The sequence below is a fragment of the Vreelandella sp. GE22 genome (assembly GCF_968212445.1).
Genome location: NZ_OZ309110.1, coordinates 1,892,611 through 1,916,205, shown reverse-complemented (window position 1 = coordinate 1,916,205; position 23,595 = coordinate 1,892,611). Strand labels below are relative to the sequence as shown.

The 23,595-nt window shown below is 59.0% G+C and carries 24 protein-coding genes and 4 tRNA genes; 10 read left to right on the top strand and 18 right to left on the bottom strand.

The window, feature by feature from the left end; translation table 11 throughout:
- Nucleotides 1–44: 44 nt before the first annotated feature.
- The 5 genes from ACWHRL_RS09165 to ACWHRL_RS09145 all read right to left on the bottom strand — a co-directional run bounded on the left by ACWHRL_RS09165 (nt 45) and on the right by ACWHRL_RS09145 (nt 5,241).
- Nucleotides 45–1,550, bottom strand: a complete 1,506-nt coding sequence (locus ACWHRL_RS09165) for a fumarate hydratase (protein ID WP_447896120.1) — start codon at nt 1,548–1,550, stop codon at nt 45–47.
- Between the two features lie 186 nt (nt 1,551–1,736).
- Nucleotides 1,737–2,561, bottom strand: a complete 825-nt coding sequence (gene nei / locus ACWHRL_RS09160) for an endonuclease VIII (protein WP_447896119.1) — start codon at nt 2,559–2,561, stop codon at nt 1,737–1,739.
- 2 nt (nt 2,562–2,563) lie between these two features.
- Complete coding sequence (uvrB, locus tag ACWHRL_RS09155) at nt 2,564–4,588, bottom strand: excinuclease ABC subunit UvrB (RefSeq protein WP_447896118.1); 2,025 nt, start codon at nt 4,586–4,588, stop codon at nt 2,564–2,566.
- A 24-nt stretch (nt 4,589–4,612) separates the two neighbouring features.
- Nucleotides 4,613–5,044, bottom strand: a complete 432-nt coding sequence (locus tag ACWHRL_RS09150) for an OsmC family protein (protein WP_447528833.1) — start codon at nt 5,042–5,044, stop codon at nt 4,613–4,615.
- Nucleotides 5,044–5,241, bottom strand: coding sequence for a hypothetical protein (locus ACWHRL_RS09145; RefSeq protein WP_447528832.1), 198 nt, complete (start codon nt 5,239–5,241; stop codon nt 5,044–5,046). Before ACWHRL_RS09145 ends, ACWHRL_RS09150 begins: the two co-directional genes overlap by 1 nt.
- Before the next feature lie 173 nt (nt 5,242–5,414).
- Between ACWHRL_RS09145 and ygfZ the strand changes: the two genes are divergently transcribed.
- On the top strand, nt 5,415–6,371 hold the full coding sequence (ygfZ, locus tag ACWHRL_RS09140) for a CAF17-like 4Fe-4S cluster assembly/insertion protein YgfZ (protein WP_447896117.1): 957 nt from the start codon (nt 5,415–5,417) through the stop codon (nt 6,369–6,371).
- A 53-nt stretch (nt 6,372–6,424) separates the two neighbouring features.
- On the opposite strand, the gene ACWHRL_RS09135 is transcribed toward ygfZ, so the two are convergent.
- The 7 genes from ACWHRL_RS09135 to ACWHRL_RS09105 all read right to left on the bottom strand — a co-directional run bounded on the left by ACWHRL_RS09135 (nt 6,425) and on the right by ACWHRL_RS09105 (nt 10,758).
- A complete protein-coding gene (locus tag ACWHRL_RS09135) occupies nt 6,425–8,014 on the bottom strand; it encodes a peptide chain release factor 3 (protein WP_447896116.1) in 1,590 nt (529 codons plus the stop codon).
- A gap of 212 nt (nt 8,015–8,226) precedes the next feature.
- Nucleotides 8,227–8,436: a putative motility protein gene (locus ACWHRL_RS09130; protein ID WP_447528829.1), complete on the bottom strand. Its 210-nt coding sequence runs from the start codon at nt 8,434–8,436 to the stop codon at nt 8,227–8,229.
- A 132-nt stretch (nt 8,437–8,568) separates the two neighbouring features.
- Nucleotides 8,569–9,813 (bottom strand): NAD(P)/FAD-dependent oxidoreductase, encoded by a 1,245-nt coding sequence (locus tag ACWHRL_RS09125; protein ID WP_447896115.1) that lies wholly within the window; start codon nt 9,811–9,813, stop codon nt 8,569–8,571.
- Between the two features lie 372 nt (nt 9,814–10,185).
- Nucleotides 10,186–10,260: transfer RNA gene (locus ACWHRL_RS09120), tRNA-His, on the bottom strand.
- Nucleotides 10,261–10,382: 122 nt separating this feature from the next.
- Nucleotides 10,383–10,457, bottom strand: a tRNA-His gene (locus ACWHRL_RS09115).
- A 56-nt stretch (nt 10,458–10,513) separates the two neighbouring features.
- Nucleotides 10,514–10,590, bottom strand: a tRNA-Arg gene (locus tag ACWHRL_RS09110).
- Nucleotides 10,591–10,681: 91 nt separating this feature from the next.
- A tRNA-Pro gene (locus tag ACWHRL_RS09105) sits at nt 10,682–10,758 on the bottom strand.
- Nucleotides 10,759–10,962: 204 nt separating this feature from the next.
- Between ACWHRL_RS09105 and folD the strand changes: the two genes are divergently transcribed.
- Together folD and mtnN are read left to right on the top strand one after the other, a co-directional pair.
- On the top strand, nt 10,963–11,817 hold the full coding sequence (gene folD / locus ACWHRL_RS09100) for a bifunctional methylenetetrahydrofolate dehydrogenase/methenyltetrahydrofolate cyclohydrolase FolD (RefSeq protein ID WP_447528827.1): 855 nt from the start codon (nt 10,963–10,965) through the stop codon (nt 11,815–11,817).
- A gap of 44 nt (nt 11,818–11,861) precedes the next feature.
- Nucleotides 11,862–12,575: a 5'-methylthioadenosine/S-adenosylhomocysteine nucleosidase gene (gene mtnN, locus ACWHRL_RS09095; RefSeq protein WP_447896114.1), complete on the top strand. Its 714-nt coding sequence runs from the start codon at nt 11,862–11,864 to the stop codon at nt 12,573–12,575.
- Nucleotides 12,576–12,701: 126 nt separating this feature from the next.
- Here mtnN and ACWHRL_RS09090 read toward each other — a convergent pair whose 3' ends face one another.
- The 3 genes from ACWHRL_RS09090 to pyrC all read right to left on the bottom strand — a co-directional run bounded on the left by ACWHRL_RS09090 (nt 12,702) and on the right by pyrC (nt 15,431).
- On the bottom strand, nt 12,702–13,001 hold the full coding sequence (locus ACWHRL_RS09090) for an ArsR/SmtB family transcription factor (RefSeq protein ID WP_447528825.1): 300 nt from the start codon (nt 12,999–13,001) through the stop codon (nt 12,702–12,704).
- A 76-nt stretch (nt 13,002–13,077) separates the two neighbouring features.
- Nucleotides 13,078–14,211, bottom strand: a complete 1,134-nt coding sequence (locus ACWHRL_RS09085; RefSeq protein WP_447896113.1) for an NADH:flavin oxidoreductase — start codon at nt 14,209–14,211, stop codon at nt 13,078–13,080.
- A gap of 182 nt (nt 14,212–14,393) precedes the next feature.
- The gene (gene pyrC, locus ACWHRL_RS09080; protein ID WP_447896112.1) at nt 14,394–15,431 is read right to left on the bottom strand and encodes a dihydroorotase; all 1,038 of its coding nucleotides are present in this window, start codon (nt 15,429–15,431) and stop codon (nt 14,394–14,396) included.
- 162 nt (nt 15,432–15,593) lie between these two features.
- On the opposite strand from pyrC, the gene ACWHRL_RS09075 reads away from it, so the two are divergent.
- Genes ACWHRL_RS09075 through ACWHRL_RS09065 form a run of 3 tightly spaced genes read left to right on the top strand, consistent with a single transcriptional unit; the run spans nt 15,594 to nt 17,886 of the window.
- Nucleotides 15,594–16,019 (top strand): hypothetical protein, encoded by a 426-nt coding sequence (locus ACWHRL_RS09075; protein ID WP_447528822.1) that lies wholly within the window; start codon nt 15,594–15,596, stop codon nt 16,017–16,019.
- A gap of 22 nt (nt 16,020–16,041) precedes the next feature.
- Nucleotides 16,042–17,316, top strand: coding sequence for an ATP-binding protein (locus tag ACWHRL_RS09070; protein ID WP_447896111.1), 1,275 nt, complete (start codon nt 16,042–16,044; stop codon nt 17,314–17,316).
- A 30-nt stretch (nt 17,317–17,346) separates the two neighbouring features.
- Nucleotides 17,347–17,886: a response regulator transcription factor gene (locus ACWHRL_RS09065; protein WP_447896110.1), complete on the top strand. Its 540-nt coding sequence runs from the start codon at nt 17,347–17,349 to the stop codon at nt 17,884–17,886.
- Nucleotides 17,887–17,916: 30 nt separating this feature from the next.
- Here ACWHRL_RS09065 and ACWHRL_RS09060 read toward each other — a convergent pair whose 3' ends face one another.
- The gene (locus ACWHRL_RS09060) at nt 17,917–18,690 is read right to left on the bottom strand and encodes a 3-hydroxybutyrate dehydrogenase (RefSeq protein ID WP_447896109.1); all 774 of its coding nucleotides are present in this window, start codon (nt 18,688–18,690) and stop codon (nt 17,917–17,919) included.
- A 156-nt stretch (nt 18,691–18,846) separates the two neighbouring features.
- Here ACWHRL_RS09060 and ACWHRL_RS09055 point away from each other — a divergent pair, with 156 nt between their 5' ends.
- Nucleotides 18,847–19,107, top strand: coding sequence for a GrxA family glutaredoxin (locus ACWHRL_RS09055; protein ID WP_447530515.1), 261 nt, complete (start codon nt 18,847–18,849; stop codon nt 19,105–19,107).
- 115 nt (nt 19,108–19,222) lie between these two features.
- Entirely contained in the window at nt 19,223–19,987 is a 765-nt protein-coding gene (locus ACWHRL_RS09050) for a DUF1338 domain-containing protein (RefSeq protein WP_447896108.1), read from the top strand.
- 33 nt (nt 19,988–20,020) lie between these two features.
- On the opposite strand, the gene ACWHRL_RS09045 is transcribed toward ACWHRL_RS09050, so the two are convergent.
- Nucleotides 20,021–20,680 (bottom strand): CoA transferase subunit B, encoded by a 660-nt coding sequence (locus ACWHRL_RS09045; protein ID WP_447528817.1) that lies wholly within the window; start codon nt 20,678–20,680, stop codon nt 20,021–20,023.
- A gap of 38 nt (nt 20,681–20,718) precedes the next feature.
- A complete protein-coding gene (locus ACWHRL_RS09040; RefSeq protein ID WP_447528816.1) occupies nt 20,719–21,417 on the bottom strand; it encodes a CoA transferase subunit A in 699 nt (232 codons plus the stop codon).
- Nucleotides 21,418–21,762: 345 nt separating this feature from the next.
- Here ACWHRL_RS09040 and ACWHRL_RS09035 point away from each other — a divergent pair, with 345 nt between their 5' ends.
- Entirely contained in the window at nt 21,763–22,644 is an 882-nt protein-coding gene (locus tag ACWHRL_RS09035) for an acyltransferase (protein ID WP_447896107.1), read from the top strand.
- Between the two features lie 20 nt (nt 22,645–22,664).
- Entirely contained in the window at nt 22,665–23,546 is an 882-nt protein-coding gene (locus ACWHRL_RS09030; RefSeq protein ID WP_447528814.1) for a LysM peptidoglycan-binding domain-containing protein, read from the top strand.
- Nucleotides 23,547–23,595 lie beyond the last annotated feature (49 nt).

Here is a 23,595-nt window from a genome sequence, read left to right as displayed (position 1 = left end):
CGGGGCTTTCGTTTTTAACTGAAGGGTAATTTGCTTGCGCCAGTTTACGCGGTTTCGGCAATAATTGCTTTCCATTTAGCCGGGCCGGTCTGATGAACCGAAGTGCCTTGCGTGTCGACCGCCACCGTGACCGGCATATCCTCTACCTCGAACTCGTAGATGGCTTCCATCCCCAGATCTTCGAAGCCCACCACGCGGGATTTCTTGATCGCCTGGGCGACCAGATAAGCCGAGCCACCCACCGCCATTAGATAAACCGCCTGGTTGTCACGAATCGCCTCGATCGCCGCTTGGCCACGCTCGGCCTTGCCCACCATGCCTAGAAGTCCGGTCTCTTCGAGCATCGTGCGAGTGAACTTGTCCATGCGTGTCGCGGTGGTCGGGCCAGCCGGGCCCACGACTTCGTCGCCGATCGGATCCACCGGGCCGACGTAATAGATAAAGCGCCCTTTCATGTCCACCGGCAGCGGCTCGCCTTTGGCGATCATATCGGTCATGCGCTTATGCGCCGCGTCCCGGCCGGTTAGAAGCTTGCCGTTGAGTAGTAGCGTGTCGCCGGGCTGCCAGGTTTTGACCTCCTGAGCGGTGACGGTGTCGAGATTGACCCGCTTGACGTTGTCACCCACTTCGCGGGTGATCTCGGGCCAGTCCTCGAGCTTTGGTGCCTTCAAGGCCACCGGGCCCGAGCCGTCGAGGGTGAAATGGGCGTGGCGTGTGGCCGCGCAGTTGGGGATGATCGCTACCGGTTTGTTGGCTGCGTGGGTCGGGTAATCCTTGACCTTGATATCGAGCACCGTGGTCAAACCGCCCAGGCCCTGGGCGCCGATGCCGGTTTTATTGACCTTATCGAAAAGCTCCAGGCGCAGCTCCTCGGCGCGGTTGCTTGCACCGCGCGCCTGCAAGTCCTGAATATCGATGGGATCGAGCAGCGCTTCCTTGGCGATCTCCATGGCTTTTTCCGCCGTACCGCCAATCCCGATGCCTAGCATCCCCGGCGGGCACCAGCCGGCGCCCATTTTTGGCAACTGCTCGAGCACCCAATCGACGACGCTGTCCGAAGGATTCAGCATGGCGAACTTGGATTTCGCTTCGCTACCGCCGCCCTTCGCCGCTACGTGGATATCGACCTTATCGCCGGGAACGATCTTGTGGTGAATGATCGCGGGCGTATTGTCCTTGGTGTTCTGGCGCTTGCCGTCCGGGTCGGCCAGCACCGAGGCGCGCAGCACGTTATCGGGCAGAAGATAGGCCCGGCGAACGCCTTCATTGACCATATCATCCAGGCTCATGTCCGCCTGCCAGGACACGTTCATGCCGACGTGAACGAACACGGTTACGATGCCGGTATCCTGACAAATCGGCCGATGTCCGGTCGCACACATGCGTGAATTGATCAGAATCTGAGCGATGGCATCCTTCGCGGCCGGGTTCTCTTCACGTTCATGGGCGGCCGCCATGGCGTCGATAAAGTCTTTCGGATGATAATAGGAGATGTACTGGAGGGCATCGGCAACGCTTTGAATAACGTCGTCCTGTTTGATCACGGTCATGAACAACGGGCTCCTGATAGGTCGATTCAAGCGGCTATTTCTAAAGGATTTTGGCATCCCGTTAGCCGTCTAGGCGAAGCGCAGTATACCCGATCGAATAATTCGCGGCAGCTCTGCTTGGTGACAACATCACTCCAGAGGCAATTCTTTTAGCTTAGCCAACAAGATAACGGTATAAATTTGGATTCATGAAACCGGCTGGCAGTGTGGGCACCAGTAAAGCCTGCGCGAGCCAACCATCTGCCGCTCGATGACCTCACTACAGCGGTGGCAAGAGAGCCCGGCGCGCTCGAATACACTAAAACGCCACTGCCGCCGTGTTTCGCCGGCCGCTTTGGCCTGTTCGATCCAGGCATCTCGATTGGTGACCCCGGCCTGGCGGTAGGCTTGCCAGGTGGTATCGATGATGATCTGCGCCAGCGTCTTGCGCGCGTCAGCGCTTAAATCCGCCGGTCGGGTTTTGGGGTTGAGCCCGGCAAAGAACAGGATCTCCGAGCGCAGGTAGTTACCAAGCCCCGCCACCAGGGACTGGTCGAGCAGCAGCGCCCCCAGGCTTCTGCGATAAAACCGGGTAGCGTCCAGGCGCTCGACCACCCCGGTGGCGGATACGTTCTGACTTAGCAGATCCGGGCCCAGGCGTGCCAAAAAGGGATGTTCGTCGAGGCGGTCTTGCTCGAGCAGCGCGATACTCGACGCGCTATAAAGGCTCGCCGCCCTTCCCTCGGCGATCAGGCGTACGCGCAGCGAGCGCTTGGTTTGAGGTGGTTGGTGGGCGGCGTGAAGCTTCCAGACGCCGTATAGCTGATTATGCGAATAAAGCACCCGCCCATTGGCAAAGCGAATCAGCATGGCCTTGCCCCGGGTCTCGACGGCGTCGACGCGCACATCTACCAGCGAGTCGGCCTGGGCCTGGAGCTCGTCAAAGGCGAACCAGGCCTCTTCCACTACCCGGCCGCCTATCTGCTTTTCGATACGGTCCGCCGCGCGGCGGATTTCCGGACCTTCCGGCACGACTACCCTAGCACCAGCTGTTTCTCTTTCATTTGATTGAGCTGGTCGCGCAGACGCGCCGCCTCTTCAAACTCCAGATTTTGGGCCGCTTCGAACATCGCGTCCTCGAGCTTGCTGACCGCATCGGTAAGCTCCTGCTGGCCCATGCTCGCAATGTCGTACTCGACGGGCTGGCTTTTCTTGCGGTCCGAACCGCGACGGCCATTGGTCTTTTTAGCCCCCGGCGCCTGGCCGGCTTCCATGATGTCCGCCACCGAGCGGGTCACGGTGGTCGGCGTAATGCCGTGCTCCTCGTTGTGCTCCATCTGCTTGGCACGCCGGCGCTCGGTTTCATCCATGGCACGACGCATGGAGTCGGTAATACGATCGCCGTAAAGAATCGCCTTGCCGTGGGCATTACGCGCGGCGCGGCCGATGGTTTGAATGAGCGAGCGCTCGGCGCGCAAAAAGCCCTCTTTATCCGCATCGAGAATGGCCACCAGCGAGACTTCGGGAATATCCAGGCCCTCGCGCAGCAGGTTGATGCCCACCAGTACGTCGAACTTGCCCAGGCGCAGGTCGCGAATGATCTCGACCCGCTCGACGGTGTCGATATCCGAGTGCAAATAACGTACGCGGATGCTGTGATCGTCCAGATACTCGGTCAGGTCCTCTGCCATACGCTTGGTAAGCGTGGTGACCAGCACGCGCTCGCCCACCGCAGTACGCTTGTTGATCTCGGAGAGCAGGTCGTCCACCTGGGTGCTGGCCGGACGCACCTCGATTTCCGGATCGAGAAGCCCCGTCGGCCGCACCACCTGCTCGACCACTTGGCCGGCATGCTCGGCTTCATACTTACCCGGTGTGGCCGAGACGAAAATCGTCTGCGGGGAGATCGATTCCCACTCCTCGAACTTCATGGGGCGGTTATCCAGCGCCGAGGGCAGCCGGAAGCCGTACTCCACCAGGGTCTCCTTGCGCGAGCGGTCACCCTTGTACATGCCGCCCACCTGGGGGACGCTCACGTGGGACTCGTCGATGAACAGCAGTGCGTCGTCCGGCAGGTAGTCGAAGAACGTGGGCGGCGCATTGCCCGGGTCGCGCCCGGAAAGATAGCGGGAGTAGTTCTCGATGCCGTTGCAGTACCCAAGCTCCAGCATCATCTCGATATCGTAGAGCGTGCGCTGCTCCAGGCGCTGGGCTTCCACCAGCCGTTCGTGCTTTCTAAGCCACTCCAGGCGCTCCTTGAGCTCAGCCTTGATCGACTCGATCGCTTCCAGAATCGTCTCTCGCGGCGTCACGTAGTGGGACTTGGGGTAGATCGTCATACGTGGTACTTGGCCGCGCACATCGCCGGTGAGCGGGTCGAACAGGCGGATGGAGTCGATCTCGTCGTCGAAGAGCTCGACGCGCACCGCCTCCTCGTCGGAATCCGCCGGGAAGATATCGATGACGTCGCCGCGTACCCGGTAGGTGCCGCGGCGAAAGTCCATGTCGTTGCGGGTATATTGAAGCTCGGCCAAGCGGCGCAGAAACGCCCGCTGGTCGATCAACTCGCCCCGGGTAAAGTGCAGGCGCATCTTCAAGTACTGATCCGGGTCGCCCAGACCGTAGATGGCCGACACGGATACCACGATCAGCGCGTCGCGGCGCTCAAGCAGCGCCTTGGTGGCGGAAAGACGCATTTGCTCGATGTGGTCATTGATCGAGGCGTCTTTCTCGATGAACGTATCCGAGGAAGGAACGTAGGCTTCGGGCTGGTAATAATCGTAGTAGGAGACGAAGTATTCGACGGCGTTATCCGGGAAGAACGCCTTGAACTCCCCGTAAAGCTGGGCGGCCAGCGTCTTGTTGGGGGCCATAACAATGGTCGGGCGCTGCAACTGCTGCACGATATTGGCCATGGTGAACGTCTTGCCCGACCCGGTCACACCCAGTAGCGTCTGATGGGCAAGCCCCGACTCGAGCCCGCTGATTAAGCCTTTGATGGCGGTCGGCTGATCACCCGCGGGTTCGAACTTCGACGTTAGCCGGAACTCTCTGCTCATCGTTACTCCAATCTGGAAAAATCGTTATTCGCCCGCGTGCTGGCCGGGGGAAGTCAACTGCGTATTGATGGTCACGGTGGCCTGGGTCATGAGCCGCTGCACCGGGCAGCGCTCGCTGATATCCAAAAGTTTTGCGCGCATTGCCTCGTCGAGAGGACCGTGAAGCTCGAGATGAACGTCGAGAGAGTACTGCCCCTGGCGCTCCTGGCTTTCGTCCCGCGCTACCGTCACCGTGATCCCTTCCAGCGGCCACTCCTTGCGCTTGGCGTACATCTGCACGGTGATGGCCTTACAGCTACCCAGCGCCATATCGAAGTAGTCGTGCGGGTCCGGGTCCTGCCCATCGCCTCCCATCGGCGCGGGCGCGTCGGCGTAGAGCGCTTCGATGTCCTCGACCTCGATTCGCTGCCTGAAGGTTTTATTGCGCTCGCTGATAAGGGTGATGGGCTGATGCATTAGGAGACCTCGATGTTGAGCTTTAGATCCTTGACCGCCTTGATAAGCGTTTGATGGCTTGCACGCCCTTCGACCTCCGCGCCATGACGCCCGACCTCGGCGCTCTCCACGCCGTCGAGCATCATCAGTGCGGTCGTAATCTTGTTCACTTCATCGGCGTTTCGTACACCTTTGAAGTTCAGGGATTGGTAAGCCATGACACATCCTTCTTTTGAAACCGGCGCCGGGCGCCCGCTAACCTATGCAAAACTGATACAGACCGAGAAGTCTAGCACGCCGCCGCTGCCTTGCAATTGCGACTTCGAGCCCTCACCTGCAGACCAACAGTGTTACGCTAGAGCGAACGCACAACCCTGCTAGTGGAGCTTTTATGGCAACCGAACAGTCCCCCTCCTTCAACGGCGACGTACGTCTGGATCACCTAGGCGCGCTGGATATCAAAGGTGAGAACGCCGAGAAGTTTCTACAGGGGCAAACCAGCGCCCAGGTGAGCCTGGCGAACGGCCATTTCGCACCACTCACCTGCTTTTGTACGCCCAAGGGGCGCATCATCGCCAATGGTCAGCTCTTAAGAGTCGCCGAGCATCACTTTAGACTGCTGGTCAGCGAAAGCCTCGTCGAAAAACTTGCCGAGCATCTCAAAAAGTTTGCGGTGTTCTACCAAACCGAACTTAGCGTCAACACCAGGCTTACACTGGTAGGCGCTGGGCCGGACAAAACCCGGGAGTGGGCAAAAAAAGCAGGCCTTGCCTTGCCCGAGAGCGCCTACCTGCACACCGGCGATGAAAAAGCCTCGATACTGCGTCTGCCGGGCGAGGAGCGCTACGTGCTGGGCCTGCAAGAAGATGAAAGCGAAGCGCCAGCGGATGAAACCCTTCAAAACGACTGGCAGTTGGCGGATATTCGAAGCGGTCTTGCCTGGCTGACCGAAGCCCAGGAAGATCACTTCCTGCCCCAGATGATCAACTGGGAAGCACTTGGCGGTATCAGCTTCAAAAAAGGCTGCTATACCGGCCAGGAAGTGGTGGCCCGCGCGCACTTTCGCGGTCAGGTGAAAAAGCGCCTTGTACGCGCACGCCTTGAAAGCGACGTACTGCCCGGCGTGACCGATTCACTTATCGATGAAAATGGCAAAAGCCTGGGCGAAGTGGTGAACAGCGCCTTTAGCGGCCAGCATCAAGTGGAGTTACTCGCGGTGGTGGCCACCAAGGCGATCGAAACGCCGCTTGCGCTAAGCTGGAGTGATAAGCCGGTCACACTCGAAGAGCCGCCCTACCCGGTCGAACGCCTGGACCCGGAGCAGCTATCGGCAAGCCTTATGGGTTGAATCGATCAAAGCGCCGCCGGCTTTTAAGCCAGCGGCACTTGGGAGATACGCGCTTAGTGCTCGCGGGTGGGCTGGAAGCGAATGTCCGGCCAACGCTCCTGGGTCATCTGCAGATTGACCCGAGTCGGGGCGATGTAGGTCAAATAACCGCCGCCGTCGATGGCCAAATTGGTGCTGGCCTTACGCTTGAACTCCTCGAGCATCTTGGCATCTTCGCAATACACCCAGCGCGCGGTTTGCACGTTCACGCCTTCATAAATACAGTCGACCTTGTACTCCTCCTTGAGCCGGTGGGCGACCACGTCGAACTGCAGGGTACCCACCGCACCCAGGATCAGGTCATTGTTGTCCATGGGCATGAAGACCTGGGTCGCGCCCTCTTCGGAGAGCTGCTGCAACCCTTTTTGCAGCGCCTTCATTCTAAGCGGATCTTTCAGACGTACGCGCTTGAAAAGCTCCGGGGCAAAGTGCGGAATACCGGTGAAGCGCATGTCTTCACCCACCGTGAAGGTATCACCGATTTGCACCGTACCGTGGTTGTGTAGGCCGATGATATCGCCAGGCCAGGCTTCTTCCACCTGGGAGCGGTCCGAGGCCATGAAGGTCAAGGCGTCGGCGATTTTGACGTCCTTGCCAATACGCACGTGGCGCATCTTCATGTTCTTTTCGTATTTGCCCGAGCACACCCGCAAAAACGCGATGCGGTCGCGGTGGTTCGGGTCCATGTTCGCCTGGATCTTGAACACGAAGCCGGAAAAGCGCTCGTCCGAGGCGACGACTTCCCGGGCATCGGTGTCCCGCGGCTGGGGCGGCGGGGCGTACTCGACGAAGCCGTCGAGCATTTCGCGCACGCCGAAGTTCCCCATGGCGGTACCGAAATAGACCGGCGAGAGCTCACCGCGCCGGTAGGCGTCGAGATCGAATTCGTGAGAGGCGCCACGGACCAGCTCGATCTCCATACGCAGCTCTTCGGCCTGCTCTTCGCCCAACAGCACCTCCACGTCCGGGTTATCCAGACCTTCGATGCGCTTGTCTTCAGAAATGCGGTTACCCTGGCCCTGGGTATAGAGGTGAATCACGTCGTTATAGAGGTGATACACCCCCTTGAAGTGACGCCCCATGCCAATCGGCCAGGTCATCGGCGCGCACTGAATGTTGAGTACGGTCTCGACTTCATCCATCACTTCGATCGGGTCGCGAATGTCCCGGTCCATCTTATTGATGAAGGTCAAAATCGGCGTGGTACGCAGCCGACATACTTCCATCAGCTTGATGGTGCGGTCCTCGACACCCTTGGCGCCGTCGATCACCATCAAGGCGGAATCGACCGCCGTCAGCGTACGGTAGGTATCTTCGGAGAAATCCTCGTGGCCTGGGGTGTCGAGCAGGTTGACGATGCGCCCGTTGTAAGGGAACTGCATCACCGAGGTCGTGACCGAGATACCGCGCTCCTGCTCCATCTTCATCCAGTCGGAGGTCGCATGGCGGTCGTTACGCTTGCTTTTGACCGAGCCCGCCATCTGAATGGCGTTACCGAACAGCAGCATTTTCTCGGTGATCGTGGTCTTGCCCGCATCAGGGTGCGAAATGATCGCGAAGGTGCGCCGTAGTTCCGCTTCCTGGGCTAACTGAGTCTCTTTCATCTTGCCTCTATAAAATTGATACTCAGCGATGTGCAAAGCGCCGAACGGCTCTGGCTGAGTGAGTCACAATGGCCGGGATTGTAACGTTCTGGCGGGGCCGGTGCCACGCCCTTTAAAAAAGCAGCGCCGCCAGGCCGGGTTAAGCACAAAAATGTTGAGCACAAAAAAAGAGCCGCCAGCGGCGACTCTTTGCAGTGAATGGCTCGAATGCATCAGGCGAAGGTGTTGACCTGCGTACCGAGTGTGCCTTCTCGGGCCAAATCCGGCTGGGCCTGAAGGTCGGCACCGGCCAATACCTCCGTGACCTGCTGGGACTGTATATCCAGCGCCTGACGGAAAAGCTCCATCTGGGCCTGCTCGGCGGTTTGCGCCTGATTCATATAAAGCGCTTGGCTAACGGCATGGCTCGCTGCGACATCCATAATCTCACCTCACGTTGAGTTCCTGATTCCTTGAGCGTACTGCTGGGTTGAAATCACGATTTGTAAAACCTGTGTCAAAGCGTAGCAAAAGCTCACTGATCTCACCAGTAAAGGATGAGTTTTATAATCCATCTAAAAGCGGTCGGCCCTGAACGGGGCCATATCGATCGCCGTGGGCTTGCCTTCCATCAGGTCGGCCAGTAGCGAGCCCGTCGCCGGGCCCAGGGTAAAGCCCTGGTGGCCATGGCCGAAAGCGAACCAAAGTCCTTCATGACGCGGCGCCGGGCCGATAATCGGCTTCATGTCCGGCAGGCACGGCCGGGCGCCCTTCCAGGCCGCCTCTTCGCTGCGCTCGCCTAGCGGAAAAACCTTTAGGGCCACTTTTTCTGCGGCGCCAAGCTGGTGCTCGTCGGCCGGTGACTCCAGCCGGTCGAGCTCGGCGCCGGTGGTCAGGCGCACGCCCGCATTCATTGGCGCCAGCAAATACCCCACCTCGGCGTCCATCAGCCAGTAGTTGAGCTTCGCACCGGGCTTCGTGGCGTAGTGCATGTGATAGCCGCGCTTGACGAAGGTGGGGATATTATAGCCAAGCGTTGATGCCCACTTGCCCGCCCAAGGCCCCAGCGCCATGACCACATCCTCCGGTGTCAGCGTTTGCTGACCAGCCACCACCTTGAAGCCTTCCCCGTCTTTATCGACACTCTCGATATCCGCCTGCAGGATACGCCCGCCCAGCTCGACGAAGGAATCCGCATAGGCCGCTACCAGCGCCCCCGGGTCGGCAACGGTCCAGGGGTCCAGCCAGTGGATGGCACCGATGATATCTCGACCGATGTCCGGCTCTTTTTGCTCGAGAGCGGCGCGGTCCAGGACGTCGAACCGTACATCGAACCGCTCGCGCGCCTCTTTTGCTTCCTCGATACGCTTGGCTAGCTTCGCTTTGGTGCGGTAAATCTCGAGCCAGCCTTCGCGGCGCACCAGGTGACTTGCGTTGGCCGCTTCGATCATCGGCCCGTGAGCGTCGAGGCAGAGCTTAATGATCGAGGCATACTCGGGAACGATCTTTTTATAAAGCCTGGCCGATGAATGATGCCAGTAGCTTAAAAGCGGCGAGAACGCATTGAGCATGCCACCGGGGCGGTAGCGGATATCGACCCGCTTGTTGGGCAGCACGCTCAAAATGGTTTTCATATCCCGGGGGAAGGCATAAGGCCTAACGGCTTCGCGCTGAATGATACCCGCATTACCGTAGGAGGTTTCGCGCCCGGGCTCCCGCCGGTCGATGAGCGTTACCTGGTAGCCCCGCTTTTGAAGGTGCCAGGCGATACTCACACCGACCATGCCTGCTCCGAGCACCGCAATACGCCGCTGGCCCATTTAAACGCTCCTCTTTATAGGTATAAAGTACTGAAAGTATCAGGAGAAAATACCACTGCTCAGGAAGCTTTAATATAGTAATAACCACTGTATTGGAGACAATAAACAGCATGAATTACGGTAGAAACCAAATAAGCAGATTTTTTTATCGTTAAAATATGAGCGACAGCAAAATCGCCTGCCACGTTTGGATACGTCGATTCGAAGGGGAGATTTCAAGCGCAGCAGAACGCAGAACGCAGAACGCAGAACGCAGAACGCAGAACGCAGAAAAGACTACAAGCCGTTTAGTATGCTTGAAGCAAGAATTCGATAGGGTAAGGAAACGAACTAAAAGAAGAAAGGATAGAGAAACAAGAAGGGAAAGGTTAATGGGGTGGATGATGGGGATCGAACCCACGACCACCGGAGCCACAATCCGGGGCTCTACCACTGAGCTACATCCACCACAACCTGAAAGCTTATTACTACTGCTTTACTGCTACTACTGTGTTGCTACTACTTTATTAGTACTACTTTATTAGTACTACTTTATTACTAATTTGCTACTACCACGCGTTGCGTATCAATGGGGTGGATGATGGGGATCGAACCCACGACCACCGGAGCCACAATCCGGGGCTCTACCACTGAGCTACATCCACCATTGATTACCGAACAAACGCGACGCCTGCGCTTAGCAGCTGCGGCCATACTTCGATGGCGCGCCCAGCAGGACTTGAACCCGCAACCTACGGCTTAGAAGGCCGTTGCTCTATCCGGTTGAGCTATGGGCGCACATAAAGCATTCCTGATACCGAACACCGATGAGCACTTGACCACAACCAACGCCTGGAAAAGCAAGTTGCCATCTTCCGCGCGAGGTACGTGGTCGGGATGGAGGGATTCGAACCCCCGACATCCTGCTCCCAAAGCAGGCGCGCTACCAGACTGCGCTACATCCCGATGACTACCTTTGACGCTACTGCTTAGCCCGTCTCAAGCGAGGCATATACTACTATTTTTAATTTTAAAGTCAACACTTAAAGGCTTTAAGGCCTTGGCCGCTTTGCCTGCCAGGCCCAACATGCGAAAATTGGCGATTCGCTGGTATGCCAACCTCATATCGGCCTTTTGACCCGCTCATCACCTCCATAGGGACCTCATTACATGACCGCCCAACTCATCGATGGCAAAACCATCGCCGCTAATGTCCGCCATCGTGTTGCCGAGAAAACCGCCGCCCGTTTACAGGCCGGTGCTCGCGCCCCCGGATTAGCCGTGGTTGTGGTTGGCGATGACCCGGCCTCTCATGTGTACGTTAACAACAAACACCGCGCCTGCGACCAGGCGGGCATTTTGTCTTTTCAGCACGCACTACCCACCGACACGCCTCAAGACGAGCTCGAGGCGCTGGTCGACCAGCTAAACGACGACCCGAGGGTAGACGGCATTCTGGTGCAATTGCCGCTTCCTGAACACATGGACGCTCGCCCCATTCTCGAACGTATCCGCCCGGACAAGGATGTCGACGGTTTTCACCCTTACAACCTGGGCCGGCTAGCGCAACGTAGCCCTGCTCTTCGCCCTTGTACGCCGAAGGGCGTCATGACGCTATTGAGCGAAAGTGGTATCGACGTACGCGGGCTCGACGCCACGATCGTTGGCGCCTCCAATATTGTGGGCCGCCCCATGTCGATGGAGCTGATGCTGGCCGGCTGTACGACGACCGTGTGCCACCGCTTCACCCAAAATCTCGAGGCCCACGTAAGCCGCGCTGATTTGCTCATCGTGGCCGTAGGCAAGCCCGGGCTCGTCAAGGGCGAATGGATCAAGCCTGGGGCGGTGGTGATCGATGTGGGCATCAACCGCCAGGAAGACGGTAAGCTCATTGGCGACGTGGACTTTGAAACCGCTGCCGAGCGCGCCAGCTTTATTACCCCGGTACCCGGCGGCGTGGGACCGATGACCGTGGCCACTCTGCTCGAGAACACGCTCGAAGCCGCCGAGGCTCACGACGCTTAACATAACCAAAACCGTCTACATTCAATCGAAAGGGGGTACGCCGGGTGCAACGCATTGGAATTATCGGCGCAATGGCGCAAGAAGTTAAAACGCTGGCAGGTCAGCTCGAAAACGCCGAGCGTGTCGATCACGCGGGCTTCGTATTCTATAGCGGCACGCGTTATGGGCTCGAAGTGATCGTGCTTCAGTCCGGCATTGGCAAAGTCAACGCTGCGGTGGGCACGGCGGTGCTACTCGAGCGCTATCAGCCGGATGCGATCATCAATACGGGTTCGGCGGGCGGTTTTGCCGAGGATCTGGATATCGGCGATATCATCATCTCGAGCGAGGTACGCCACCACGATGTCGACGCGGTGGTCTTTGGCTATGAAATCGGCCAGGTACCGGGGATGCCGGCGGCATATATCGCCGATACCCACCTGGGCGATATCGCCAAACAAGCCATCAAGACACTGGGCGAGGTGAATGTGCGCGAAGGGTTGATCGCCACCGGCGACGCCTTCATGGCCGACCCTGCGCGAGTGGCAGCCACCCGCGCGCTGTTTCCCACCATGCTGGCCGTTGAAATGGAAGCGGCGGCGATCGCCCAGACCTGCCACCTCTACGGCTGCCCTTTCGTGGTGATTCGCGCGCTGTCCGATATTCCCGGGGCCGGCGACAACCACCTCTCCTTCGAACAGTTTCTGGAAGTCGCGGCCGCCCACTCTTCGCGTATGGTCGACCAGATGCTGCAAACGCTGGGGCAGCGAAAGCCGTAACTCCATGGTTTTATCAAATGGTTTTATCGAATGGTTTTATCGAATGGCTTTATCAAGCGGCGCGGCCGGGCGGCCTCGCCGTTTTATCTTAACAAAAAAGCGCCTGCCGGTTGGCAGGCGCTTTTTTCATAGCCGCTCTTGCAGCGCATGCAGGAAAGCATCCGCGACTTCGCGTTCGTAGCAGTAGTAGGTCCACTGCCCCACCCGCTGCGAAGAGACCAGCCCCGCGCGGGCGAGTGTGGAAAGATAGAGCGAAATGGTCGGCTGCGAAAGACCGGCCTTTTCGCGAATATGACTGACACACACACCGCCCTGGGGCGCGGTCTCTTTCTGAGCCGGAAAATGACGCTCCGGCTCTTTCAGCCAGGTCAGTATGTCGAGGCGCACCGGGTTCGCCAGCGCGCTTAAAACGGTATTAATATCCATGATCACGGCCAGTGGCGAAAGCCTGATCAGTATACGCGTTTAACGCCATACTGCCGAGGCGCTCTTTGGTCTCGACTTAACGGACCAGGGAGTCGAGGGCGGCGCTATCGAAGTCCGAAAGCTCGTCCAGGCGACCCTGCTCTACCTTGTTGGCCCACTGCGGGTCGGAGAGCAGCGCGCGGCCAATGGCGATCAGATCGAAGTGCCCCTTGGCACGCCACTCGGCAAGCTCGGCCACGTTCACCCGGCTCTTGGAAGTCGGGTCTTCGGTACGCGTAAAGTGACCGGTCCGGAAGGTCCGATCGAGCCCTACGCTACCCACAGCGATCACCGGCTTACCGGTTAGCTCACGGGTCCAGGTGGCCAGGGTCTTCTCGCTACCCGTAAAGCCCGGCTCCCACACCCGGCGGGTGCTGACATGGAATATATCCACGCCGTCATCGGCCAGCGGCTTCAAGAGCTCGCCAAGCGCCTCGGGGGTTTCGGCGATGATGGCCGTGTAATCGGAAAGCTTCCACTGCGAGAAACGGAAGATGATCGGGAAGTCCGGCCCTACCGCTTCACGCACCGCACGTACGATCATGCGCGGAAAACGTAGCCGGTTTTCAAGGCTGCCGCCGTAGGCGTCGGTGCGCTGGTTGCTCTCCGGCCACAGAAACTGGTCGATCAGGTAGCCGTGGGCGCCGTGAAGCTCAACACCATCAAAGCCGATGCGCTGGGCATCCATCGCCGCCCGGGCAAAAGAGGCGGCGACATCTTGCATGTCGTCCTCGGTCATCGCTTCGACGACTTCCAGGTCGTTTTCGACGATCGACATGGGGCCGAAACCCGGCACGCTGGTTTGGGGCTCGACCCCCGGACGGCGCTCGCGACCTACGTGCCAAAGCTGGGGTACGATTTTACCGCCAGCGGCGTGAACGTCTTCGACCACGCGCTGCCAACCGGCCAGCGCTTGGTCGCCATGAAACGCCGGCACCGCCGGGTAGCCGTTGGCGCCGGGATGGTCTATATAGGTGCCCTCGGTGATGATCAGGCCAACACCCCCGGCGGCGCGGCTTTTATAGTAGGCCGCGACCTCTTCCGTGGGTACGCCACCCGGCGATTGGTTACGCGTCATCGGCGCCATGACGATACGATTCGCCAGGCTGAGCGAGCCAAGATCGAAGGGTTCGAAAAGCGGCGCGGCGAGAGTTTCTGGATTAACGGACATGCTTATTCACCTATATATAGAAATATCTCAATATATAAACATTAATATGCGCGCAAGACAACCGCTTGGACGAACCAGAATCTGGCGCCTTCTAACAACGAGCGCTTCAAGCAGGTCTATGAGGCGCCTTACAACGAAAAACGGAGCCAAAAGGCTCCGTTCCAATCAAGCGAGGGTACTCGTCACCCCTTGAGGGACCACTCAAGCGTCTCCTCGGCCATTAGCGGTACGATCGAGCGGTTGTCACCGTATGCGTAGCTTGCCGGTAGCACCTGCGGGCGGCGCTCGAGGGTGACGGTATCGGTATTGGGCGCCAGCCCGTAAAAGCGCGGGCCGTTCAGGCTGGCAAAGGCCTCGAGCTTGCCAAGCGCCCCCGCCTCTTCGAAGGCGATGGCGTATAGCTCGAGGGCGGCCGGCGCCGTGTAGGCCCCCGCACAGCCACAGCTCGACTCCTTGTCACCCTTCTCGTGGGGGGCGCTATCCGTGCCCAGAAAGAACTTTGGGCTGCCGCTGGTGGCGGCTTGCAACAGCGCCTGGCGGTGCCGCTCGCGCTTGAGAATCGGCAGGCAGTAGTAGTGTGGGCGAATGCCGCCGGCGAGCATCTTGTTGCGATTGAACAGCAGATGATGCGCGGTGATCGTGGCCGCCAGGTTACCCGGGCCATTAGCGACGAATTCGGCGGCCTGCTGGGTAGTGATGTGCTCGCACACCACCTTGAGCGAAGGGTGGCGTTTTAGTAGCGGCTTCAACACGCGCTCGATGAACGCGGCTTCCCGGTCGAAGATATCGATGTCGCTGTCGGTCACTTCACCGTGAATCAGAAGCGGCAACCCGAGCCTTGCCATCGCGCCAATAGCCGCATCGCAGTGGGTAATATCGGTAACGCCGGAGGCCGAGTTGGTGGTCGCCCCGGCCGGGTACAGTTTCACCGCCTTGACCACACCGCTTTGGTGCGCCTTTTCGATCTCCCCGGCAGTGGTGGTGTCGGTGAGATAAAGCGTCATCAACGGCTCGAACTGACTACCTGGCGCCAGCGCCGCCAGGATGCGTTCACGGTAGGCGAGCGCCTGATCAGTGGTGGTGACCGGGGGCTTCAAATTGGGCATGATGATGGCACGCCCCATTTGCGCGGCGGTGTGATTGACGACCGCGCTCAGCACTTCGTCATCGCGCAAGTGAAGATGCCAGTCGTCGGGGCGGGTCAGCGTAATAGAGTCCACGGTCAATCCTGTATCAGCGGTGGGTTTGAAGGCGCTTTCGGTCAGTATACCTGAACGCCGGACGGGTTAAATCCAGCCGGTAAATCGCGCGCAACGTCCACAGCGCTTTACAAGTGTCGTATCATGGCGGCTTTATAACCCGCTCAAGGATTTTGGCCGACTATGCAAAACGTCAGACGCTACGCCGACATTCTCACCAGCATTGAAGGGCTGATGTGGCTAGCGCTTGCCTGGTCCATCTCGGCATCCGTGCACCGGGGCAGCACCGAGCCCACGCTTGCCATGCTGTTCGTGGTGGGGGCGCTTTTGCTGTTTAGCTGGGCGCACAAGCCCATGCGCGTTTTACTGCGCCGCTACCACGTGCGCAAACGCCGCACGGACATGTGGATTCACACCCTGGCGCTGCCGCTGCTGCTGGCCATGCTGCTGCATATTTTGCTGGAAGCACTGGTCGGCCGTGCCTGGCTTCCACCCAAGATACTGGTATTCAACTTGCTGGCTACCGCCGGGTGGCTGACCTACGTGATGACGCTGTTCATCAAGTTCATCATTCACGGTTTCAAAACGTCCCGTGCCCAGTCGCGCTAACGCCCTAACCAAGTAGCTCTCTATGCAAACCGCCCTGCCACTTCCGCTCTCCACCCCCAACCGCAACCTGGTCCGATTGACGATCGTGCGCGGCATTACTTGGACGGGCTTTTTGCTGGCGATCATCGTTGGCGTGGAATTTCTCGCCTTCGAGCTCGAAGTCGCGGCGGTCATCAGCGTGGTCATCGCCATGGGGTTGTTGAATATCATTACCTGGTGGCGACTGGGCAGACCCCGCGCGGTGAGCCATCACGAGTACCTTTTGCACCTTCTGGCCGACATTGCCGGCTTGACGCTACTTTTCTATTTTACCGGCGGCTCGACCAACCCGTTCATCACCTACTACCTGGTGCCAGTGACCATCGCCGCCGCTACGCTGCCCTGGCGCCACGCCTGGATCATCGCAGGCTGCGCGATGGCGGGTTACAGCTTCTTGATGGTCGTCTACCACCCTATCGCCCAGTTGAGCCATATCGACAGCGACAGCCTTTTAAACCTGCACGTACTGGGCATGTGGCTCAACTTCGGCCTTTCGGCGGGGCTGGTGACGTTTTTCATCTACAAAATGGCCCACGCGCTCAGAAGCCGTGACAAGGCGCTTTCACGCACCCGTGAAGCGGCGCTTCGCAACGAACAGGTGCTGGCCGTTGCGACCCAGGCGGCAGGTACCGCCCACGAACTGGGTACGCCCCTTTCCACCATGGCGGTGCTGCTCAAGGAGATGGAGGCGGAAACCACTGCCGACTCGCCGCTTCAAGCCGATATAAAACTTTTGCGCCAGCAGGTCGACGTATGTAAATCCCGCCTTCAGAATTTGGTCACCAACGCCGACCGGCGGCGCATGGCAGAGCCGGAGGTGTTCGACGCCGAAGAGTGGCTCTCGAGCGTCCTCCAGCGTTGGCTGGTCATCCGCCCGGATGTCACCCATCAGTTAGAGGTGCAAAGCCGGCGAAGCCGCCCCTGGCTTTTGGTCGATGCCACCCTGGACCAGGCGCTGACCAACCTTTTGAACAATGCCGCCGACGCCCACCCGGAGCAGGTGAACGTACGTCTGGACTGGAACGAAGAGAACGTGGTGATCGATATTCGCGACCACGGCCCGGGGATCGCCATGTCGATTGCCGACCAGCTCGGCGACACCTTCGTTTCGACCAAGAGCAAAGGCATGGGCATTGGGCTATTTTTAACCCATGCCACCATCAACCGATTCGGCGGCGGCGTCAGCCTCTATAATCACCCTGAAGGCGGAACGCTCACCGAGGTCACGTTGCCCAGAAGCGATGCCCCCGAGAAATAGCGCCGCCCACCGATAAACAGCGAGAAGACCATGCCGACTCAAGACCAGCGCCTTTTGATCGTGGACGACGACGACGTGTTTTGCCATGTGTTGAGCCGCGCGCTGACCCGCCGGGGCTATGAAGTGCAGGTAGCCCACGACGCCGAACAGGCGCTTCAGATCGCAGCCGTGTTCGCCCCGACCATGGCCACCCTCGATTTGAAACTCGAACAAAGCTCCGGACTCAAGCTCTTGCCGGAGTTGCTCGCCATCGTGCCCGCCTGCCGGGTCGTGGTGCTGACCGGCTACTCGAGCATCGCCACCGCCGTCGAGGCGATCAAGCTCGGCGCGCTACACTACCTATGTAAACCCGTGGACGCCGACGACGTGATCGCCGCCTTCGAGCACGAAGGCGGCGACCCGGACATCGAACTGGCCGACAACCCGCCGTCGATCAACCGGATCACCTGGGAGCACATTCAAAAAGTGTTGCAAGAGCACGACGGCAATATTTCCGCCACGGCCCGGGCACTGGGTATGCACCGGCGCACGCTTCAGCGCAAGCTGCAAAAACGCCCGGTCAAGCGCTAGGATCGAGACACCCAAGAGCCGCCGTTCGCATCAGTGCGCCGTCCAGCCAAGGTCGATATTGAAACTCGAGCCGGTGATGGCGCCCGCGGCGTCGGAAGCAAGGTAGTTCACCAGTTGGGCGACCTCGCTGGGTTCGACCAGGCGCTTCACGGCGGCATCCTTGAGCATGATCTTTTCGATCACCTCTTGCTCGTCCATCTTGTTGAGCTTCGCCTGATCGGCGATCTGGTTATCCACCAGCGGGGTTTTGACGTAGGCCGGACACACCGCGTTGGCGGTAATACCCTGCTCGCCGCCTTCCAGCGCGGCGGTTTTGGTCATGCCGATCAGCCCGTGCTTGGCGGTCACGTAGGCGACCTTACCAGGCGAGGCCACGTGGGCGTGAATCGAGGCGATATTGATGATCCGCCCCCAGCCGTTTTCACGCATGGAGGGCCACACGGCCTGGGTGAGCAAAAACGGCGCGGTGACCATCAAATCCATGATGGCGCGCCACTTCTGCTCGGGAAACGATTCGATGTCGCTGACGTGCTGTATGCCGGCGTTGTTGACCAGAATATCGACCCGGCCAAAGCGTTTGATCGCCTCTTTCACCGCGTCCTTGCACGCCTGGGCGCCGGTCAAGTCGGCCTGGAAAAACGCCGCGCCCTGTTGGCTGGCCGTTTTCTCGCCCTGGGCGTTGAAGTCTACCGCCAGCACCTGATAGCCCAGTTGGCAAAAGTGTTCGACCACGCTTGCACCAATGCCGCTGCTGGTGCCCGTGACCAGTGCAACCCGGGGCGTTTTACCCATACCTGCCGACATACCCACCTCCTAAAAGAAGAAAAGTCCAAGCATTCATTAGACGAACATCAGTATAGAACGCTTGAGCGAACATAAGGGAAAGCGCGCCAGGATTGTTCAACGCAGCCCACCTGAGCGACAATGGCAAACCAACGTCACTACCCCCAAGGAGTCACCATGTTCGTGGTCATTTTCGGGCGCATGAGCTGCCCATTTTGTGTAAGGGCCAAGCAGCTTGCCGAGCAACTGGAAAACGCCCATAAGATCGAAGGCTATCGCTACGTCGATATGCCCTCGGAAGGCGTCACCAAAGAGGACATCGCCAAGACCGCAGGCAAGCCGATCCACACCGTACCCCAAGTGTTTATCGACCAGGATCATATCGGCGGGTATAGCGAGTTTGACGCTTACGTGCGTGAAAATGGCCTTTTGGCCTGATCCCTGGCCCCTTTTATCCCCCCTTTTAATTGAACCCGCATGCCACCTTGCTGCCTATAGTGACCAGGGCCTACCTTTCCCAACAAGACCGCCCAAGGCGGCAAGGACATGTGCCATGCAACGTGAAGAATTCGAACAGCAGCTTTGGCTTGATTATATCCATACGCACCCGGACCTTGGCGGCTTGGGTATTTGGCCGGCCAACGTCAAAGCCGAATACCTGACGCTTTTGACCCTGAACCACGGGCCGTTTAGCGCGGCACGACTTGCCGACAAGCTTCACCGCATGGGGTACGTCTGTGCTACCCAGTATGCTTTGGCAGACAAAGGTCTCATCATTCATCTACTTGGCGCGCCACAAAGTAGCTGGCTAATTTTAGCCGAGCTCCAGCTGGGCGCGCTGTGTACGTCGCCAAGGCAAGCACTTTTAAAGCTTATAGAGCAAAGCCACCCCCAGGACTGTAAGGGGCACAATTTGCTTTGCCGTGGAAGACCCTGGCCGATGCCCTCCTGGGCGCTTTATCAGGCACTCGAACAGGAACACCCGGTGGCGGCGTGGCTTGCGGTGATGGGCCCGAGGCTTCACCACGCCGGGTTCAATTGCCAGGTTTTGGGCGAGCCGCTGGCCACACTGGACCAGGCCCTCGAAAATGCCGGGTGGGCGTGCTCCAGTGATCGGCAAAACGGCATTTTTCCCGTTTCGAACTCACTGGATCACCGCTTCTACCCGGCCATGCCGCAAAAGGTAGCGTTTAGCCAAGGGGATGAACACAGGCTCTGCTTTGGTGGACTGGCGCTTGCGCAAAAAGGGGTGAACAGCGCATCAACCACCTTGGGCGAAGAGCTGCTTCCGCCGCACACTCGGTGCCAAATGGCGTGAACGAACACGCCATTTTAGAAGTCACCCCTTGAATCAAGCGAATTCCATTTCCGGCACGTGATCGGGAACGATCAGCTTACCGGCGGTTTTCTCCTGAATTTCTTCCACGCTTACCCCGGGGGCGCGTTCTTTCAAGATGAACGCGCCGTCCTTGATCTCCAGATACGCCAGGTCGGTCAGTACCCGGTTGATACACCCCGCGCCGGTCAACGGCAGCTCGCACTTCTCGAGCAGCTTGGACTCGCCGTGTTTAGAGGCGTGGGTCATGGTGCAGATGATGTTTTCGGCGCCCGCGACCAGGTCCATCGCCCCTCCCATGCCCTTGATGAGCTTGCCGGGAATCATCCAGGAAGCGATGTTACCGTGCTGGTCCACCTCGAAGGCGCCCAGTACGGTCAAGTCCACGTGGCCGCCACGGATCATCGCAAAGGATTCGGCAGAGGAGAAAATCGCCGCGCCGTCCCGAGCGGTAACGGTCTCCTTCCCGGCGTTGATCATGTCCGGGTCGAGCTCTTCTTCGCTTGGGTAGCGTCCCATACCCAATAGCCCGTTTTCGGACTGAAGCATCACGTCGATCCCCTCGGGGATGTAGTTGGCAACCAGCGTGGGGATACCGATCCCCAGGTTCACGTAGAAGCCGTCCTGAAGCTCACGGGCCACGCGCTGGGCCATCTGCTCTCGTGTTAACGCCATGGTAATTACCTCGAAGTCAGTGGAAATTGGCCGGGTGCTTAGCTACGAACCGTGCGCTTTTCGATACGTTTTTCAAACGAGCCCTGGATGATCCGGTCGACATAGATACCCGGCGTGTGGATTTGGCTGGGGTCCATCTCGCCGGGCTCGACGATCTCCTCCACCTCTACAACGGTAATTTTGCCGGCGGTAGCGGCCATCGGGTTGAAATTCTGCGCGGTATGACGGTACATGACGTTGCCGTAGCGATCCGCCTTCCAGCCTTTGACGATGGCGAAATCCCCCACGATCGCCTCTTCCATAATATAGTGGCGGCCATCGAACTCGCGCACTTCCTTGCCCTCACCAATCGGCGTGCCATAGCCGGTCGCGGTATAAAACGCCGGAATTCCCGCACCGCCGGCGCGCATTTTTTCGGCAAGCGTGCCCTGAGGGGTCAGTACGACCTCGATCTCTTCGTCGAGCATCTGCCGCTCGAAAAGCGCGTTTTCGCCCACGTAAGACGCAAAAATCTTGCTGATCTGGTGCTTTTCCAACAAAAGCCCGAGACCGAAACCGTCTACGCCGCAGTTATTGGATACCACCGTCAAATTCTTGACCTCGCGGCGCTTGATCTCGGCGATCAGGTTTTCGGGGATGCCGCAAAGGCCGAACCCACCGGCCAGAACGGTCATGCCACTTTCGATGCCTTCCATTGCTTCCTCGTAGGAAGCGACCCGCTTATCGAATCCTGCCATGTGTAGCCTCGCTTGTTGTCGTTGGTGCCCGGCGCGCCTTGGCGCGTGCACGCTAAAGGGTGAGTGGCTCGAGGGTCTTGCGCCCCAAAGTTGCTACAGGGTTGCTTACCAAATACTACTACAGGGTGGTCGTTAAAAAGCCTGGCGCCAAAGGGGTGACGTGTTTTTTGTTATCAAACCAAAGAGACAACTTATAAAGAGCCACCAGGAGCGTCAAGCGTCTAACGGTGCTTATAGAGGGATTTACTGGGAAGTAAGGCCTTGATCCTTTAGCATTTACCTCAACGGCCGTGTACAACAAAGCACGCAAGGCTTGGGCTATGAAACCGCGAAGGAGTCAAGGGTATGCCAGTCATCAAGGGAGCAGGGAGCATTTTAATGCTCACGCTCAGCACGCTATTGTGGGGGGTGCCGCTGATCGCGCTCACTTTTTTAAAGGTCGTCGTGCCGGGCCAACGTGCGAAACAGTGGCTTTTGGGCAAACTCTGCGCGGTCGCGCTCAATTGGATCGGGCTCAATCTTTGGTGGATGAAGCACTGGCTCAAACCCGATGTGTCGATCGATATCCCCGCCTCGCTTAGCCCAAACCAGTGGCTTTTGGTCATCTCCAATCATCGCAGTTGGACCGATATCTTCATTTTGTTCATGGCGCTTCACCGGCGTATTCCCATGCCGCGCTTTTTTCTCAAGCATCAGCTCATCTGGATTCCCATCGTCGGACTGGCTTTCTGGGCGCTCGAATTTCCCTTTATGCGCCGTTTTAGCCGGGAACAGATTGCCAAAAACCCCAAGCTCGCTACTATTGACAGGGACTCGACCGAGCGCGTGTGCCGTCAGGCGCGCCACGCGCCCATTTCGATCTACAACTTTGTCGAGGGCACCCGGTTTAGCGTAGCTAAACGCGACGCCCAGCAGAGCCCTTTTCGCCATCTTCTACGCCCCAAGGCCGGTGGTGTGGCCCAGGTTTTAGGGCTTCTCGGCGATCAATTGGATGGTATCGTAGACGTCACCATCAGCTACACCAATCCCTCGCCGAACTTCTGGGGCTTTTTATGCGGCCAGGAGGCATCGGTTAGCCTGGTGGCACGACAGATCGCGATCCCCGAGTGGATGCACACCGCACATTATCATCAACAACCGCAGCACAAGGAACGCTTCCACGCATGGATCAACTCACTCTGGCAGGAAAAAGACGCGCTGCTGGAAACGCTGAGCGACCACGACTAGTACTTTGGGTAGGCGTTTGCTTGCTGGCGGCCTTATTGGCCGGGTGCGCCAGCTCAGCGCCTTCATCGAGCCAGCGAAGCCCCACCAGCAGCGCCTCGAGTGCCATCAACGGCGAATGGGTCGAGGTTAGCCGCGGGGATACGCTGGGTCAGCTCGCGGCGCGTGCGGGCGTACCCATCGAGCGTCTCGAGCGCTTCAACCCAGGGGTAAACGCCCAGCGCTTGGCGGTCGGTCAGCGTCTTTTGATCCCCACGCAGCAAGAGCGCGCGCCCTCCGGTGGGCCTTACCGCTACCAGATCCGCTCAGGGGATACGTTTTCCGGCGTGGCCCGCCACTTCGGCACGACCAGCGGGCGTATCCAGAGCGCCAACGCCGGCACCTCCCCCACTGCACTGCGCGTTGGTCAGATCATTAGCGTGCCGCTTAGCGCGGGTTCCGCTTCGCGCGCCACGGCCTCTTCAAGCAGCTCGAGCGGTTCGAGCTCTTCGTCGTCGGCGGCGCCCACGCCAAGTGCAAGCGTGCCCTCATCGGCGCGCAATTGGCCCTGGCCGCTGGAGGACTACCGGATCGTGCGCCGCTTCGGCCCGGACAGCCGTGGCACGCTCCAGCCCATGCTACTGGCGACTCAATCCGGTGCCCGGGCGCAGTCGGTCGCCCCGGGCGAGGTACGCTTTGCCGACGGCATGCGCCAGCTCGGTGAGGTAGTGATCGTTCATCATGCCGACAACCTGCAAAGTGTCTACGCGCTTTGCGAGCGCATACTGGTGAGCACGGGGCAGAACGTAAGCGCCGGTGAGCCGCTTTGCGAGGTCGGCCAAAGCAGCGCCACCGAGCGCTATGATCTGTTGTTCGACCTGCGCCAGGCCGGTAAACCCATCGACCCGCGTCAGGTTCTTCGTTAACGCGTTCGTCGCTGAAAGCCCTTTCACTCGCCCATAAAAAGCCCCGGCA